At 34.7% G+C, this 13,476-nt stretch carries 18 protein-coding genes and 15 tRNA genes; 29 read left to right on the top strand and 4 right to left on the bottom strand.

The genetic code is table 11. The features are described 5' to 3' along the window. Window position 1: 1 nt before the first annotated feature. Window positions 2-1,435 (bottom strand): hypothetical protein, encoded by a 1,434-nt coding sequence (locus tag LN736_RS05900; protein ID WP_179978450.1) that lies wholly within the window; start codon window positions 1,433-1,435, stop codon window positions 2-4. Between the two features lie 77 nt (window positions 1,436-1,512). On the opposite strand from LN736_RS05900, the gene LN736_RS05895 reads away from it, so the two are divergent. The 19 genes from LN736_RS05895 (at window position 1,513) to LN736_RS05805 (ending at window position 5,930) form a co-directional block, all read left to right on the top strand. Continuing rightward, window positions 1,513-2,502, top strand: a complete 990-nt coding sequence (locus LN736_RS05895; RefSeq protein WP_150358620.1) for an AIR synthase family protein — start codon at window positions 1,513-1,515, stop codon at window positions 2,500-2,502. A 51-nt stretch (window positions 2,503-2,553) separates the two neighbouring features. Next, complete coding sequence (rph, locus tag LN736_RS05890) at window positions 2,554-3,300, top strand: ribonuclease PH (protein WP_179978452.1); 747 nt, start codon at window positions 2,554-2,556, stop codon at window positions 3,298-3,300. Next, on the top strand, window positions 3,297-3,911 hold the full coding sequence (locus LN736_RS05885) for an XTP/dITP diphosphatase (protein ID WP_190972262.1): 615 nt from the start codon (window positions 3,297-3,299) through the stop codon (window positions 3,909-3,911). The genes rph and LN736_RS05885 overlap by 4 nt, the downstream gene beginning before the upstream one ends. Before the next feature lie 3 nt (window positions 3,912-3,914). Continuing rightward, window positions 3,915-4,385 (top strand): metallophosphoesterase, encoded by a 471-nt coding sequence (locus LN736_RS05880; RefSeq protein ID WP_150358617.1) that lies wholly within the window; start codon window positions 3,915-3,917, stop codon window positions 4,383-4,385. Between the two features lie 117 nt (window positions 4,386-4,502). After that, window positions 4,503-4,578: transfer RNA gene (locus LN736_RS05875), tRNA-Pro, on the top strand. Window positions 4,579-4,634: 56 nt separating this feature from the next. Then, a tRNA-Gly gene (locus LN736_RS05870) sits at window positions 4,635-4,708 on the top strand. A 5-nt stretch (window positions 4,709-4,713) separates the two neighbouring features. Then, window positions 4,714-4,790: transfer RNA gene (locus LN736_RS05865), tRNA-Arg, on the top strand. A gap of 4 nt (window positions 4,791-4,794) precedes the next feature. After that, a tRNA-Lys gene (locus LN736_RS05860) sits at window positions 4,795-4,870 on the top strand. Between the two features lie 7 nt (window positions 4,871-4,877). Next, window positions 4,878-4,953, top strand: a tRNA-His gene (locus LN736_RS05855). 4 nt (window positions 4,954-4,957) lie between these two features. Further along, window positions 4,958-5,032 (top strand) — tRNA-Gln (locus LN736_RS05850). A 6-nt stretch (window positions 5,033-5,038) separates the two neighbouring features. Beyond that, window positions 5,039-5,114, top strand: a tRNA-Lys gene (locus LN736_RS05845). A 31-nt stretch (window positions 5,115-5,145) separates the two neighbouring features. Continuing rightward, window positions 5,146-5,229 (top strand) — tRNA-Leu (locus LN736_RS05840). Window positions 5,230-5,257: 28 nt separating this feature from the next. Continuing rightward, a tRNA-Gly gene (locus LN736_RS05835) sits at window positions 5,258-5,332 on the top strand. 25 nt (window positions 5,333-5,357) lie between these two features. Then, window positions 5,358-5,431: transfer RNA gene (locus LN736_RS05830), tRNA-Gly, on the top strand. 7 nt (window positions 5,432-5,438) lie between these two features. Beyond that, a tRNA-Arg gene (locus LN736_RS05825) sits at window positions 5,439-5,515 on the top strand. Window positions 5,516-5,519: 4 nt separating this feature from the next. Then, window positions 5,520-5,595 (top strand) — tRNA-Lys (locus LN736_RS05820). Window positions 5,596-5,604: 9 nt separating this feature from the next. Further along, window positions 5,605-5,680 (top strand) — tRNA-Pro (locus tag LN736_RS05815). Between the two features lie 72 nt (window positions 5,681-5,752). Next, window positions 5,753-5,826 (top strand) — tRNA-Gly (locus LN736_RS05810). A 27-nt stretch (window positions 5,827-5,853) separates the two neighbouring features. Next, window positions 5,854-5,930, top strand: a tRNA-Arg gene (locus tag LN736_RS05805). Window positions 5,931-6,023: 93 nt separating this feature from the next. Here the strand turns inward: LN736_RS05805 and LN736_RS05800 are convergent. From LN736_RS05800 to LN736_RS05790, 3 genes are all read right to left on the bottom strand, one after another. After that, window positions 6,024-7,202, bottom strand: a complete 1,179-nt coding sequence (locus tag LN736_RS05800; protein WP_229981188.1) for a tyrosine-type recombinase/integrase — start codon at window positions 7,200-7,202, stop codon at window positions 6,024-6,026. Between the two features lie 10 nt (window positions 7,203-7,212). After that, window positions 7,213-7,785 carry a Uma2 family endonuclease gene (locus LN736_RS05795; protein ID WP_229981187.1) on the bottom strand — a complete coding sequence of 191 codons (573 nt, stop codon included), beginning with the start codon at window positions 7,783-7,785 and terminating at the stop codon, window positions 7,213-7,215. A 384-nt stretch (window positions 7,786-8,169) separates the two neighbouring features. Beyond that, window positions 8,170-9,024 (bottom strand): helix-turn-helix domain-containing protein, encoded by an 855-nt coding sequence (locus LN736_RS05790; protein WP_229981186.1) that lies wholly within the window; start codon window positions 9,022-9,024, stop codon window positions 8,170-8,172. A gap of 153 nt (window positions 9,025-9,177) precedes the next feature. On the opposite strand from LN736_RS05790, the gene LN736_RS05785 reads away from it, so the two are divergent. The 10 genes from LN736_RS05785 (at window position 9,178) to LN736_RS05740 (ending at window position 13,322) form a co-directional block, all read left to right on the top strand. Further along, on the top strand, window positions 9,178-9,381 hold the full coding sequence (locus LN736_RS05785; protein ID WP_229981185.1) for a helix-turn-helix domain-containing protein: 204 nt from the start codon (window positions 9,178-9,180) through the stop codon (window positions 9,379-9,381). A 16-nt stretch (window positions 9,382-9,397) separates the two neighbouring features. Next, on the top strand, window positions 9,398-9,556 hold the full coding sequence (locus LN736_RS05780; RefSeq protein WP_229981184.1) for a hypothetical protein: 159 nt from the start codon (window positions 9,398-9,400) through the stop codon (window positions 9,554-9,556). 12 nt (window positions 9,557-9,568) lie between these two features. After that, window positions 9,569-10,222 (top strand): Rha family transcriptional regulator, encoded by a 654-nt coding sequence (locus LN736_RS05775; protein WP_229981183.1) that lies wholly within the window; start codon window positions 9,569-9,571, stop codon window positions 10,220-10,222. Between the two features lie 14 nt (window positions 10,223-10,236). Next, on the top strand, window positions 10,237-10,449 hold the full coding sequence (locus LN736_RS05770) for a helix-turn-helix domain-containing protein (protein ID WP_229981182.1): 213 nt from the start codon (window positions 10,237-10,239) through the stop codon (window positions 10,447-10,449). 45 nt (window positions 10,450-10,494) lie between these two features. Next, on the top strand, window positions 10,495-10,983 hold the full coding sequence (locus LN736_RS05765) for a hypothetical protein (RefSeq protein WP_229981181.1): 489 nt from the start codon (window positions 10,495-10,497) through the stop codon (window positions 10,981-10,983). 307 nt (window positions 10,984-11,290) lie between these two features. After that, complete coding sequence (locus tag LN736_RS05760) at window positions 11,291-12,037, top strand: phage replication initiation protein (RefSeq protein WP_229981180.1); 747 nt, start codon at window positions 11,291-11,293, stop codon at window positions 12,035-12,037. A 55-nt stretch (window positions 12,038-12,092) separates the two neighbouring features. Next, entirely contained in the window at window positions 12,093-12,440 is a 348-nt protein-coding gene (locus LN736_RS05755; protein WP_229981179.1) for a hypothetical protein, read from the top strand. An 11-nt stretch (window positions 12,441-12,451) separates the two neighbouring features. Next, on the top strand, window positions 12,452-12,697 hold the full coding sequence (locus LN736_RS05750; protein ID WP_229981178.1) for a hypothetical protein: 246 nt from the start codon (window positions 12,452-12,454) through the stop codon (window positions 12,695-12,697). A gap of 56 nt (window positions 12,698-12,753) precedes the next feature. Beyond that, window positions 12,754-12,921, top strand: coding sequence for a hypothetical protein (locus LN736_RS05745; RefSeq protein WP_229981177.1), 168 nt, complete (start codon window positions 12,754-12,756; stop codon window positions 12,919-12,921). Window positions 12,922-13,118: 197 nt separating this feature from the next. Continuing rightward, entirely contained in the window at window positions 13,119-13,322 is a 204-nt protein-coding gene (locus tag LN736_RS05740) for a hypothetical protein (protein ID WP_229981176.1), read from the top strand. Window positions 13,323-13,476: the final 154 nt, after the last annotated feature.

Raw genomic sequence — 13,476 nt, 5'->3', positions numbered from 1 at the left:
TTTATCCTTGGAAAGAGATTGGAATTTTGGGGTTTAAAAAATGCAGTACAATGAAAAATATAAACATATTTTTATATGTGTCAAAAGAAACTTTTACAGATTTAAATTTTTTCTTTTTCATGCTGTAAGTTACATACTTACAAAAAACTGGTGCTATTTCACAGGATTCAGGAGAGGGAATTGAGGATGTCCTGAAATTTTGTTCCTCTATTAGATCTTCTGATCTAAGAGAAAAATTCCTATATCGCTCTACATTGTTTAAATCGGGAGCTTCAGGCCAGCTTAAGATCATACCTGAATCTATAAGTTGACGTTTGAATATATCCAATACTATTAAATTGTTTTTATCTCTATTTTTGTACACTTCTACATTTATCAGAAAAGCCATTAGATACAGCATGACTTCCAGACAGGTAAATTCTACATTCTTTTTAGAAGTATCCTTTATAAACAATCCTTTTTCTGAATCATAAAGTTTTAAAAGTTTTTCAAGTATAAAATTTGCATTTTCTTTATATTTTATAAAATTCGTATGCTTATATATCATAATAAAATTTATATAGTTTAAGGAATCATTTTCAACGTCTGTTTCTTTTGCCATGCCGGACTGAGAATTTGCATGGTAAAATTTTTCAAAAATAAGCTCCGATATGTCAAGTATCAGATCTTTGCATTTGTTATCTTTGGAATACTCGTAGAATATATTTAATGCAAAGCACAATCTTGTAAGCTCTTCAAAAGACAATTCATACAGATCATTTTTTGAATCAATAAGCATATTTAAAATATCAAAGGAAAAATTTTTAAAATCTTCTTTTCCCTCACCATCCATCAAAGTACTGCATCTATAGTATGCAGCCATTAATAGAGCTTGAGATGAAAATTTGAATTTCTTGTATTTGTCTACAAATTTAATTTCTCCTGGATTTGCTCCACTTTCACATTTTTTATCAATAAATACGCCTTCACTGTTTCTAAAATAAGATGCGTAAAACTCTAGTTGTTTTTTACTCAGGGCAATATAGAATTTTCCTAAATTGTATTTATTCTTATCTATGTTATGAAAAGAATTATAGTAATCTGAAAGTTCCATCAAGCATAATGTCATAAATGCATTGCTGTCTATGTTTATTTCTTTTTTAAATTTGTCATCGTTCCAGCATAACCTGTCATTTATATTTATGAGAACAGGATTTGCTTTTCTATAAATACATAAAAGTGGAGAAACATTTTTAAATGTGTTAATATCAAAATTGGATGTATTTTTTGAGATAATTCCTTTGACTGAAGTGAGAACTCCACATTTTGAGTGTAGTACAATGTCTCTTAAAGATTCTTTTGAAAAATAAAACAGCTGCTGCTTCACATTACTGGGTTTTATTTTATTGATTTTTAAGAAAGGTCCTATATATTTCAAAATATTTACACCTACCATAAATTAATCCCTATATAGATAATATGAAACAGGATGCAAAATGGTGCTTATTTATTTTAGAAAGGAAGGAAAGTTTTATGGAAATTGGAAAATTGGATTGGAATGACTTAAAGGAGATAATAGATAAAAATAGGGCAGTTAAGAGAGAAGATGTTAGGATAAGGGGTGATATAGGTGAGGACTGCAGTGTTATAAATTTTGGAGATAAAGAATGCGTTGTTTCTACAGATCCTATTACTGGTGCTGATCTGAATAGCGGTAGGCTTGCAGTACATATAAATTGCAATGATATAGCATCCTGTGGTGTAGAGCCAGTGGGAATTTTAGTTACAATTCTAGCTCCTGAGAATTCATGCCTGGAGGATATAAATAAAATTATGGAAGAAGTAAGTGAGGAGGCAGGAAAGCTAAATGTGGAAATATTAGGCGGTCATACAGAAGTGACTAAAGCTGTAAATAGGATGGTTATTTCCTGTACTGCTATAGGAAAGGGAGAAAAAGATAAAGCTGTGGCTACTTCAGGGGCAAAGAAAGATGATGATATAGTAGTGACAAAATATTTGTGCCTGGAAGGAACTAGTATTATAGTGAATGATTTTGAGGAAAAACTCAAAGACATACTTACAACGGAGGAAATAGAGAAAGCAAAGGGTTATATAAAGCATATAAGTGTAGTTAAAGAAGGTGTATTGTCCGGCAAATTTGGAGTGAATTCTATGCATGACGTAACTGAAGGAGGGCTTTTGGGAGCGCTTTGGGAAGTTGCTAAGGCAAGTAAAGTTGGATTTAAAGTGTATGATGATAGGATACCACTTACTGAAATAACGATGAAAATATGCAGAAAATATTCTGTAGATCCTTTGAGATTTGTATCTTCAGGTAGTATGCTCATTACTACTGAAGATGGAAAAGGATTGGTACATATGTTGAAAAGCAATGGAATTAAAGCCAGTATCATAGGGAAAGTTACTGAGGAATCATATAAACTGGTTTGCAGTGGAAAAGAGAAGAAGATAACACCTCCAAAAAGTGATGAATTGTTTATATTGGAGGAAAAATTGAAATAATTGATGTATAATTGATTTGATAAGATACAGTTTTGGTTTTGGAGGTAAAAAATGCGAATTGATGGTAGAAAATGTGATCAAATTAGGCCTATAAAAATAACGAGAAATTATACGAAATATGCAGAAGGATCTGTGCTTATGGAAACTGGGGATACGAAGGTAATATGTACTGCATCTATAGAGGATAAAGTTCCACCATTTTTGAAAGGAAAAGGTGAAGGTTGGATTACCTGTGAATACAATATGCTTCCCAGAGCTACTCAGGTCAGAAAAGTGAGGGATATAACCAAAGGGAAAATTGATGGAAGGACCATGGAAATACAGAGACTTATCGGCAGGGCACTCAGATCTGTAGTGGATTTAAAAGCCATAGGGGAGAAAACCATATGGATTGATTGTGATGTAATTCAGGCAGATGGTGGTACTAGAACAGCCTCTATATCTGGAGCATTTGTGTCATTGGTGGATGCTGTGAATGTGCTCCACAAAAGATCACCTTTTAAAATATATCCAATAAGAGATTTTGTAAGTGCCATAAGTGTGGGAATTGTAGATAATGAAAGAATGTTGGATTTGTGTTATATAGAGGATTCAAGAGCTAAAGTAGATATGAATATAGTGATGACAGATTCAGATGAAATTGTGGAGATACAGGGTACAGGAGAACAGAGCCCGTTTACAAAGGAGGACTTGAGAGAACTTATGATTCTGGGAGAAAAAGGAATAAAAAGTATGGTTCATGCCCAGAAAAACAGCCTGAAGATGGATTCACTGTGGATAGGGACAGGTGGCAAATAGTGAAAAAATTAGTGGTAGCCAGCAATAATTATAATAAAATAAGGGAGATTAAACAGATACTTGCCCAATACCCCCTGGAGATTTTATCTATGGGGGAAATTGGAGTGAATATAGATATCGATGAGAATGGAACTACATTCCTGGAGAATGCCTATAAGAAAGCCAAAACGGTATATGATTTTCTTGGACGAAAGTTTATGGTATTAGCAGATGATTCGGGTCTTATAGTAAAAGGATTAAACGGAGAACCAGGAGTGCATTCTGCAAGATTTGCAGGCGAACATGGGAATGATAAAAAAAATAATGAGAAACTCTTAAAACTTTTGGAGAATAAAAATAGAGAGAGTAGAAATGCAAGATTTTTGTGTACTATGGTATTGATATTGGGAGTTGATGAGGTACTTGAAGTACAGGGAGAAATAGAGGGTATAATATGTGAAGAAGAAAGGGGAAATAACAGATTTGGCTATGATCCCCTGTTTTATGTACCGGAATACAATATGACTTTTGGAGAAATGTCTGCTGAATTGAAGAACTCCATAAGTCATAGGGCGAGAGCCCTAAAAAAACTGAAAATTGAGATGGGAAAATATATTGAGAAGAAGGTATGAGATTTGCATATAGGAGTAATAAGTGATACCCACAGGGATAGAAAGTTTGTGGACAGAGTTAAAAGTATTTTTTCCGGCATGGATACAATTATTCATTTGGGGGATAATGTTCAGGATGTTTTGCAGATTGAAAAGTTTTATAGAGGACCCATTATCAATGTAAAGGGAAATTGTGATTTTTCTGTAAGTGTTCCCAGCGAAAGAGTTGAAGTCATAGGAGGCAAGAAATTTTTTATAACTCATGGTCACAGATATGATGTTAAATATGATCTTTCCAGACTAAAATATAAAGCTTTAGAGGAAGAAGCCGATGTAGTTTTATTTGGACATTCGCATGTGTCCAAGATAATTTATGAAAATGGAATATGGTTTATAAATCCAGGAAGTCCATCCGTTCCTAGAGATGGGTTTAACAGTGTGGCAGTGATAGAACTTAGTGATAAAATTATAAATCCCCAAATAAGGGGAGTATGAATAAAACAAAAAAATCTCAAATTGGGTATTGACGAATCCATATATATCGTGTAGAATAATTTATGTTGTCAAGAGTTTGAAAAAACTTCTAGTATGAATAAAGCCAATATTTTATGTCGGGGTGTGGCGCAGATGGGAGCGCGCGTGGTTTGGGACCATGAGGTCGCAGGTTCAATCCCTGTCACCCCGACCATTTGATTTCATGAAATTTTATGACAGGGATATTATCACTTAATATTAAACAATTATGCGGGTGTAACTCAATGGTAGAGTGCTAGCCTTCCAAGCTAGTTATGAGAGTTCGATTCTCTTCACCCGCTCCAAGCGTGCGTCTTTAGCTCAGTTGGATAGAGCAACGGCCTTCTAAGCCGTGGGCCGGGGGTTCGAATCCCTTAAGACGCACCAATATGCGCCATTAGCTCAGTTGGTAGAGCATCTGACTCTTAATCAGGTTGCCCGGGGTTCGAGTCCCCGATGGCGCACCAGAATATGGTGGACGTAGTTCAGCTGGTAGAGCGCCAGATTGTGGTTCTGGTTGTCGTGGGTTCGAATCCCATCGTTCACCCCAGTGTTGGGATGTAGCCAAGTGGTAAGGCAGTGGACTTTGACTCCATCATTCGTAGGTTCAAATCCTGCCATCCCAGCCATTTAATGGTTTACTAGCTCAGTTGGTAGAGCACATGACTTTTAATCATGGTGTCCGGGGTTCGATTCCCCGGTAAGCCACCATATGTTTATAATGATTTCTAATTTCATACATGCAGGTGTGGCGGAATTGGCAGACGCACTAGACTTAGGATCTAGCGCCTATGGCGTGGGGGTTCAAATCCCTTCACCTGCACCAAAATTATAGATAGGGAATTTGTTATTGTGCGGGAGTGGCTCAGTGGTAGAGCGTCACCTTGCCAAGGTGAACGTCGCGGGTTCAAATCCCGTCTTCCGCTCCAAGGGTGAAATAAAATTTATGGATTTGCGGGTGTAACTCAATGGTAGAGTGCTAGCCTTCCAAGCTAGTTATGAGAGTTCGATTCTCTTCACCCGCTCCAGCAATACGCGTCTTTAGCTCAGTTGGATAGAGCAACGGCCTTCTAAGCCGTGGGCCGGGGGTTCGAATCCCTTAAGACGCACCAGCATGCGCCATTAGCTCAGTTGGTAGAGCATCTGACTCTTAATCAGGTTGCCCGGGGTTCGAGTCCCCGATGGCGCACCATGTAAATAGCGGGGTGTGGCGCAGATGGTAGCGCGCGTGGTTAGGGATCATGAGGTCGCAGGTTCAAGCCCTGTCACCCCGACCATTTAGGATTAATGGGGAATTTAAAAATCCCTAGTGAGCTCATATATTTGTGTGATTGCTTAGCAATGGATTTGCGGGTGTAACTCAATGGTAGAGTGCTAGCCTTCCAAGCTAGTTATGAGAGTTCGATTCTCTTCACCCGCTCCATTTGTATTTTTAAAATAAGTGCAGTTTGCACCCATAGCTCAGCTGGATAGAGTGATGGACTTCGAATCCAGAGGCCGGGAGTTCGAATCTCCCTGGGTGCACCATTAAGTATTGATATGACTGGATTTCAGCAATTTAAAATTTGCTGATTTTTTTATTTTTCCCTCCATTTTCCCTCCAAAGTTTTCAATGAGCATTTATTTTATATTGAAAAGATTGTTTATTTTATCAACTGCTTTAAGCTTTTGCTCAGGCATGACATGAACATAAACATTCAGTGTAGTTTGAATATCCGCATGGCCTAGTAACATTTGAACTGTTTTTAAAGATACACCAGCTTCAAACAATCGGGTAGCATAAGTATGCCTTAAACTGTGAAATTTTTTATGAGGAATGTTATTTTTGGCTAGAATTTTGTTATACATTTTTCTTAGATTGCTGGGACCAGTTGGAGTCCCAAATTGTGTAGAAAACAAGTAGTCATTTTTAATATATGCATCCCCTGCCTTGAGCCTTTCTTTTTTCTGATTTAATTCACGTTTTTTTAATATTGGTATTACATTCTCAGGTATTGGAACAGACCTGACAGAGTTTTTAGTTTTGGGCGGTGTTTCTATCAGTTCATAATGTTTTTTATCACCATCAAATAAATATACGCCTCTTATTGCCCTTTTTACATGGAGTTCCTTTTTACTGAAATCTATGTCAGCCCATTTTAAGCCTAATAATTCACCCTGCCTTAAACCCGTGCTTAAAGCAAGAATAAATAAAGCCTCAAGCCTATGTCCTTTTATGCCTCTTATAAATTGGTTTTGTTCCTCTATTGTAAAAGCGACTATGTCATCTAATCCATCCTCATCATCCTCGTTCAACGAATTATCCTGAGGTATATCTACACCAGAGCAATAATTTCGGACAATATATCCCTGAGTAAGGCAGTAATTAAAAAAGTTCCTTAATAGCTTATTTAAGTTTTTAATAACATTGCTGCTTTTACCTGCATTAAATAAATCATTGTAATATCGTTGTAAATCGAGTGATTTTAAATCTTTGAGCTTTATAGGGTATAATTGTGAAGGTTCAATATAAAGCCTGTAAATGCCCTCATATCTTTCAAAAGTGCTAGGCTTGACGGTATTTTTAACTTTTTCAAATAGCCATAGTTTGCATACATTACCTAAAGTAAGAGTATCATAATTAGTGGCTAGGCCTGCATTTAACCCGTTCTTATATTGTTCTAATTTTGCCTCAGCATCTTTTTTATTTACACCATAAAATTCTTTACGTATTCTTTTACCATTAGAATCACGTCCCAAGTCCAGATATACCCTATAGTATTTTTTACCGTTTTTAACACAATTTGTTTTATTTGCCATAGGATCACCTCTATATATCTAACGTGTTAAAATCAATTTCCAAGTCTTTATATATGCCAACCTTTATTTTATCCGTAAATGAATAAGCTTTAGGAGCTCCATAATGCATTGTATCATCAAGTTTGTATATCAATATACTTTTCTCCATAGGATTTACTATCCAGTATTCACGTACCTTATATGAGCTGTATAAGCTTAATTTGCGTATATAATCATTGGATGGGTTAAAGGGTGATACTATCTCAATAATCAAGTCTGGGGAGCCAATACAACCCTTATCATTCAGTTTATTTTTATCACATATTACGGATATATCTGGCTGAACAATGTTTTTGCAGCTTTCAATGTTGTCATCAGTAAGAAATACATCAAAGGGTGAAGGGTATACCTTGCATGATCCATTGTTGGATTTAATATAGTTATTAAATATGGTTACTAGTTCAGTAATTAGTTCCTGGTGCATCCTTGATGGTGCAGGTGACATATCATATATTACACCGTCTATAAGCTCTATTCTGGCACCTTCAGGGTAGTTCATGTAGTCAGTGTAGGTATAAGTCTTATTCTTAGCTGTATTATCCATAATTCTTATCTCCTTTCATTTCATAATTTTGTGATATGAGGTAGGCGAAAAATTTCGCTGACCTTTTATTTAACAATTTTTAGTTTAAACGACATTTCAAATGTTACTTAAACCATTTTATGTAAGCACGGATTTTAAATCCGACCTTTGAGTTATCCAATATTTGCTACCCTATAATATCGGAGTACGAATATTATACAACGAATTTCGTCGAAAGCAGTTACATCTGAGTTTATCGGATAATTCCGAAAGACCTATAGCCAGAGCTTTTAACACCCTTGTTATGCAATTAGCCTTTAATGGCTAATACGATATTAGCGTAGTCGCATATTTGACGGTGGGAAATCCCTGGCTCAGAAGTCTGAATTTCGGACAGCGGGGATATTATTCATGCTGTGGTGTGTCTTTATTTTTTAAATATAATATCTCTTTTTCAATTTGAACTTTGATTTTAGGGAATATATCATCAGAGTAATTCTTTACATCATCATCAGAATAATCAAGCTGTTTCAATAGTTCCTTGAATGTCTTAAATGCTGCATAGTCTTTATCAGTGTAATTTTGTAAACCTCCAAAGGCATCAGAATTATTCATAAGCTCAAGCTGTTTATAATCTTCAATATCTTTTATATCTTCACCAGTTAGGGTATTATTTTTAGCTTTTTGATATAAATTCGATATGTGTTTAGAAGGACTTTCAGTATTTAATGCAGTTAGGTAATTTAAATAATTTAAATACTTAATATTTAGTTCTGAACATCTTTCAGTAACTATATCATATCTAGAAAAGATAAATTTTTTATTTTCTTTATAAAATTTTTGAAATGCGCCAGGACTATCTTTAAAAATAATATCTATCATAGATGTTAAATAGCTTTCAGATATATCCTCTTCATTTTCTAAAGCCTTATTTATAACTTCTTCATCAATATCTACTAATTCACATATTAATTCCAATGTGTTTTTAGCATCTCTTGAATTTTTACAAATTGTTTTTTCAAAAAGTTTAATTAATTTACTTGTAAGAGTTGTATCATTATCAATTAAATTGTAAACATTTGTGTCAAGAGCTGCTGCTATTTTGTTCAAGGTTTCTATATCTGGGCTTCTTCTGCCATTTTCATAGTTATATATAGCATTTCTTGATAAGCCACTATTTTTAGCTAATTGTTCTTGAGTTAAATTTAATTTTTTTCTAAAATATCTAATTTTTTCTCCTACCTTATTGCCTGTATTCATAGTAAACCTCCTAATAATAGAATATATTATTTTCATACATATGTAAACATAAATTTAAAGTAATTATGAAAAAACACTTGACTTCATACAAATGAATTCATATAATATAAATATAGAACAAATTCACACAAATGTAGGAAGGAGATTTGAGTAATGCTAGAAGTTAATCAAAATAAGTTTTTATTAGCATTAGCAAAAGCTGGAATGACAACCACAGATTTAGAAGCCAAGGCTAAAGTAGGAAGAACTACCATATCAAAGGTTGTAAACGGCAATACTAAAATAAGACCGGCATTAGTGGGCAAGCTTGCCAAGGCTTTGAATGTTGATGTAGAACAGATTGTTGATTTTAAATAATGAGGGAGGGATAAAGATGCTGGAGTTTATACCACCGGATGACCTGAAGAAAATAGACATGCAGATAAAAGCTATAAATGCAATTCTACCTAGGGATAATCCAAAAGATAAGGCAATACATCAGATGGCACTTGATAAGCTATTGAAGCAAAGAGACAGGCTGTTAAACAAATAGGGGGTGTGATATATGGACAAACTTGTATTTATAGATTCAAACGATTTACATGAAGAGCCGTTTACTACATCAAAGATTATCGCTAAATATGGAGGACAGACACACCATTCAATACAGGTATTAATTTCAACTTATGAAAAAGATATAAAAGAGTTTGGAGTTTTCTCATTTCAAATGAGTAAACCTAAATCTTCCAAAGGTGGCAGACCAGAGAAAATATATAAATTAAACGAACCACAAGCAAGTTTTTTAATAACTTTAATGAAAAATACAAGGCAAGTAGTTAATTTTAAAAAAGCTCTGGTAAAACAATTTTATGCCATGAGAGAGGAATTAATTAGAAGAAGGGTTGAAAGGCATCAAGGTATAAAAGAGAGGAACGCACTCACAGATGCTATAAAAAGACTTCCAGATGGTAAATATAAAGACCATTTATATAGCAATGTTACAAGATTGATTTATAAAATACTTTTTAATAAGACTGTAGCTCAATTAAAAAAGCAGTTCAGTGTCCCTGAAAAAGGTAATTTGCGAGATTACATTCCAAAGACAGAACTTGCCCAAGTAAAAAAACTAGAAAACCAAGCAGCAACTTTAATCAAGGCTAGATTACCATACAAGAAGATTAAAGAAGCATTACTTAATATTTATTCTACAACAGTTTAGGGGGAATTGTAAAGATGCAGGATTATAAGATAGTTTCAAGCGAACCAGACCCAGCTAAAATTATGACGGTAAGGCAGTTCTATGAATCTACACCGTTTGGACTAGAGAAGATTTATCAGCTATGTCATAGAAAGGATTTCCCAAGTTTAAAGGTGGGAAAAAGATATTATATTTTGAGGGATAGAGTAATGGAGTGGTTTGAGCAGCACACAAATGAGCAGATATAAAAGCAATATCCAGAACTTTCAATCAATAGTAGGCAGGTGATGCACATGAGTAGGAGAAAGAAAAATCTATATTTACAGTCATATCAATATGCAGGAGAACAGCATCCAAGGAATTTAGGCATATATGTAAGCTTGGTAACCAGTCCTGCATGGTATAGCCTAAAGGATAGTAGCAAACATTTATATATACAATTAATAGCAAAAATGAATGTAGGTGATCCGTTTGTATTCTTCTATAGAGCTGAGCTTAAAAAGATACATATACATCATACAACGTATCTAAAGTCAATAGATGAACTAATCAGCCGTGGATTTATTAAGGTTGTTGGATATATGTATGTGAACCAATATAAACCTACCATGTGCGTAAAGCCTATAGATACATGGAGAAATTGGACAGGCAATATCAGCGTTGATGATTTTGTAAGAAAATATATACCGCATGAGAATACCAGACAAGGTAATAAGGTTTTTGATTTAAAACCGTTTAAAGGAGGCAAAGTTATAGACCTGACTGAACAGTATAAAAAATAAAAAGTAGGCTACAAAATAGCCACACTAGTATGGCTAAGAAATAGCCACACTGGGCTTAAAAAAGTGGAAAAAAGTTACCAACTCTGAACTAAAATAGCCACACTGATTTTGAAGGTTAAGTTAGTTATATCAATGGTTATAGGGGTTATTAATAATGATTATTCATCAGCTCTAAAATAGCCACTTATTAATATATTACCATACCAGTATTTTTAAAATAGCACTTTTATTTTAGAACTTCTATAAACAGCAGACCTATTATTTACTACAGATTTAAGAATTAATTATAGATTAGGAGAGTGAAGAAATGACAAACAGAAGAATGTTTAGTTTAGATGTGATAGATACGGATAGGTTCTTAGAGCTACCGGCTACATCACAAAACCTATATTTTCACTTAGGGATGCGGGCTGATGATGATGGATTCGTTTCATCACCAAAGAAGATTGCGGCCATGATTGGATGCAACATTGACGATTTAAGAATACTAGCTGTTAAGGACTATATAATACCATTTAAAAGCGGTGTTGTAGTTATTACAGACTGGAATGTTAACAACTGGGTCAGGCCTGATAGAAAGCAAAACACAAGGTTCACAGAGGAACTATCAATGTTGCAGTTAGAAAACGGTGTATATAAGCTAACAGAATTATCAGATAAATGTCAACCAGATGACAACCAAGTGACAACCGAATGTCATACCGAGGTTAGGTTAGGTAAGTATAGTTTAGATAATAATAAAAAAAGAAAAAAGGGAACTGACCTGGATAAGATTGTTGATGATTATGATGATAGCATTAAAATGCGTGACACCCTTAAAGACTTCCTGAAGATGCGGAAGTCACTTAAAAAGCCAATGACAGAGAGAGCCTTGAAGCTGTTACTTACTAAGCTTGACGCACTATCTAATGACTATACGGAAAAGATAGATATACTTAATCAAAGTATACTCAATGGCTGGGCAAGTGTATATCCTTTAAAAGCGGATAAGCGACAGGAAAAGACACCAGGTTGGGAACCTTTTGACTATGACGATTTCTCAAGCGTTGAATAATTTATCAACAGAGTTATACACAATTTATCAACAAAAATAAAGGAGGAGTAAATAAATGTCAAACAAAGAGAGTCTCAGGAAGGCAATAAATGAAACGATTGACGTAATTACGGAAACCAATTCTAAAGTATGGGCATTACTGGAGCAGGCGAAAGATATGCCGGTGCGTTGCCCAAGTGCCTGGAAATCGTGGGGTAAGGATAGATATGACGAGGCAAAGTTTACCGCAGAAACAAGAGATGATTATATAGCACTTTTGGAGGGCATGAAGGAAAGAATAGATTACTGCGATTTTTCTGAAATGCATAATTTGTTTCTACAAATATCAAGGCATTTACTTGAGTTGGATAACTGGGATTCTAAAGATGTATTGGAATTTTATAAATTTATTAAAAAACATTAAGGAGGCTTATAATGCAGAAAATGTTACCAAGCAGTGAAGCCAAGGAACTGGCGGAAGAAGCAGTGAAGAGGATACAGAGGTCCACGAACTTTAAAGTTAAAATATGCCTGCCGGGTTCCATATCTGTAGAACTTGAAAAGGAAATGGCTGTACAAGCCTTAAAAAGGGGTTTTGATGTTGAAAAGGTATCAAAGGTATACCAGAAGGGTAAAAGTTCAAAAAAGTACTTCTATGCTTATTTAAAAGCTATTTTGTAAAAAGATAATAACAAAAGGCTTGTATAGAATTCCCATACAAGCCCTAAGCTAAACCCATGAAAAGTAAGGGTTTAGTTGAAAAAGAATTGAAGCAAAAGCTTGCAGATGCCTTTAAATCTAACAATCCCGACGATATAACACAGGCATTTGCAGACTTCGCGGAGAACGTACAGCAAAAACGTTCTGGAAAAATACTTCTACCATTTCTAAACAGTATTGTGTAAGATTGTGCAAGGTTTGTGCCCCTCCTACATAATTAGTGTACCATATCATTAATACTAAATCAAGGAGGTGTTAATATGTCAGTGCCAGTATTTTTAAGTTATATGGACTATTGCAGAATTAGGCATAAGAAAGCTACATTGCAGGAATTACACCGATGGGAAAAGAAATATAATCACAGATAGGGGGTAAATTGAGAATGGATAAAATTCATAAAAAAATATTTAGAAATTTAACAATACCGGTTAATTATATTGATGATTTAAAGGTAATCCTTGAGGAACATAAAAAGAGTTTTGGCAATATAGATGCTGGATATTTGGCTGCACTTTGTTTTAGTTATGGAATTGCTATAGGTAAAAGGCAGGACAGGAAAAGACGTAGAAAAGGTGATATTAAGTGAGCTTATCAATATTTATAGCTTATATGGATTACTGCAAATTCTTTATAAGGGGGGTTGATATTGAATTAATGTTATAGTACACTAGTATTATAGAAGAATATGTTAAGTACCCTACTTCTAGGAAGTGGAAGCTGTAAAAGGCACGGGAAGTTTG

Source organism: Clostridium aromativorans (genome assembly GCF_020908015.1).
Lineage (GTDB): Bacteria > Bacillota > Clostridia > Clostridiales > Clostridiaceae > Clostridium_B > Clostridium_B aromativorans.
This window is presented reverse-complemented; position numbering and strand designations above follow the sequence as displayed.

Excerpts from the sequence above, each read along its gene's own strand:
- rph (WP_179978452.1), top strand. The coding sequence starts at position 2,554 with ATGCGAATTGATGGTAGAAAATGTGATCAAATTAGGCCTATAAAAATA.
- LN736_RS05795 (WP_229981187.1), bottom strand. The coding sequence starts at position 7,785 with ATGGATAATACAGCTAAGAATAAGACTTATACCTACACTGACTACATG.
- LN736_RS05740 (WP_229981176.1), top strand. The coding sequence starts at position 13,119 with ATGGATAAAATTCATAAAAAAATATTTAGAAATTTAACAATACCGGTT.
- LN736_RS05780 (WP_229981184.1), top strand. The coding sequence starts at position 9,398 with ATGCTGGAGTTTATACCACCGGATGACCTGAAGAAAATAGACATGCAG.
- LN736_RS05765 (WP_229981181.1), top strand. The coding sequence starts at position 10,495 with ATGAGTAGGAGAAAGAAAAATCTATATTTACAGTCATATCAATATGCA.
- LN736_RS05750 (WP_229981178.1), top strand. The coding sequence starts at position 12,452 with ATGCAGAAAATGTTACCAAGCAGTGAAGCCAAGGAACTGGCGGAAGAA.
- LN736_RS05800 (WP_229981188.1), bottom strand. The coding sequence starts at position 7,202 with ATGGCAAATAAAACAAATTGTGTTAAAAACGGTAAAAAATACTATAGG.
- LN736_RS05895 (WP_150358620.1), top strand. The coding sequence starts at position 1,513 with ATGGAAATTGGAAAATTGGATTGGAATGACTTAAAGGAGATAATAGAT.
- LN736_RS05755 (WP_229981179.1), top strand. The coding sequence starts at position 12,093 with ATGTCAAACAAAGAGAGTCTCAGGAAGGCAATAAATGAAACGATTGAC.
- LN736_RS05770 (WP_229981182.1), top strand. The coding sequence starts at position 10,237 with ATGCAGGATTATAAGATAGTTTCAAGCGAACCAGACCCAGCTAAAATT.
- LN736_RS05760 (WP_229981180.1), top strand. The coding sequence starts at position 11,291 with ATGACAAACAGAAGAATGTTTAGTTTAGATGTGATAGATACGGATAGG.
- LN736_RS05775 (WP_229981183.1), top strand. The coding sequence starts at position 9,569 with ATGGACAAACTTGTATTTATAGATTCAAACGATTTACATGAAGAGCCG.
- LN736_RS05900 (WP_179978450.1), bottom strand. The coding sequence starts at position 1,435 with ATGGTAGGTGTAAATATTTTGAAATATATAGGACCTTTCTTAAAAATC.
- LN736_RS05790 (WP_229981186.1), bottom strand. The coding sequence starts at position 9,024 with ATGAATACAGGCAATAAGGTAGGAGAAAAAATTAGATATTTTAGAAAA.
- LN736_RS05785 (WP_229981185.1), top strand. The coding sequence starts at position 9,178 with ATGCTAGAAGTTAATCAAAATAAGTTTTTATTAGCATTAGCAAAAGCT.
- LN736_RS05745 (WP_229981177.1), top strand. The coding sequence starts at position 12,754 with ATGAAAAGTAAGGGTTTAGTTGAAAAAGAATTGAAGCAAAAGCTTGCA.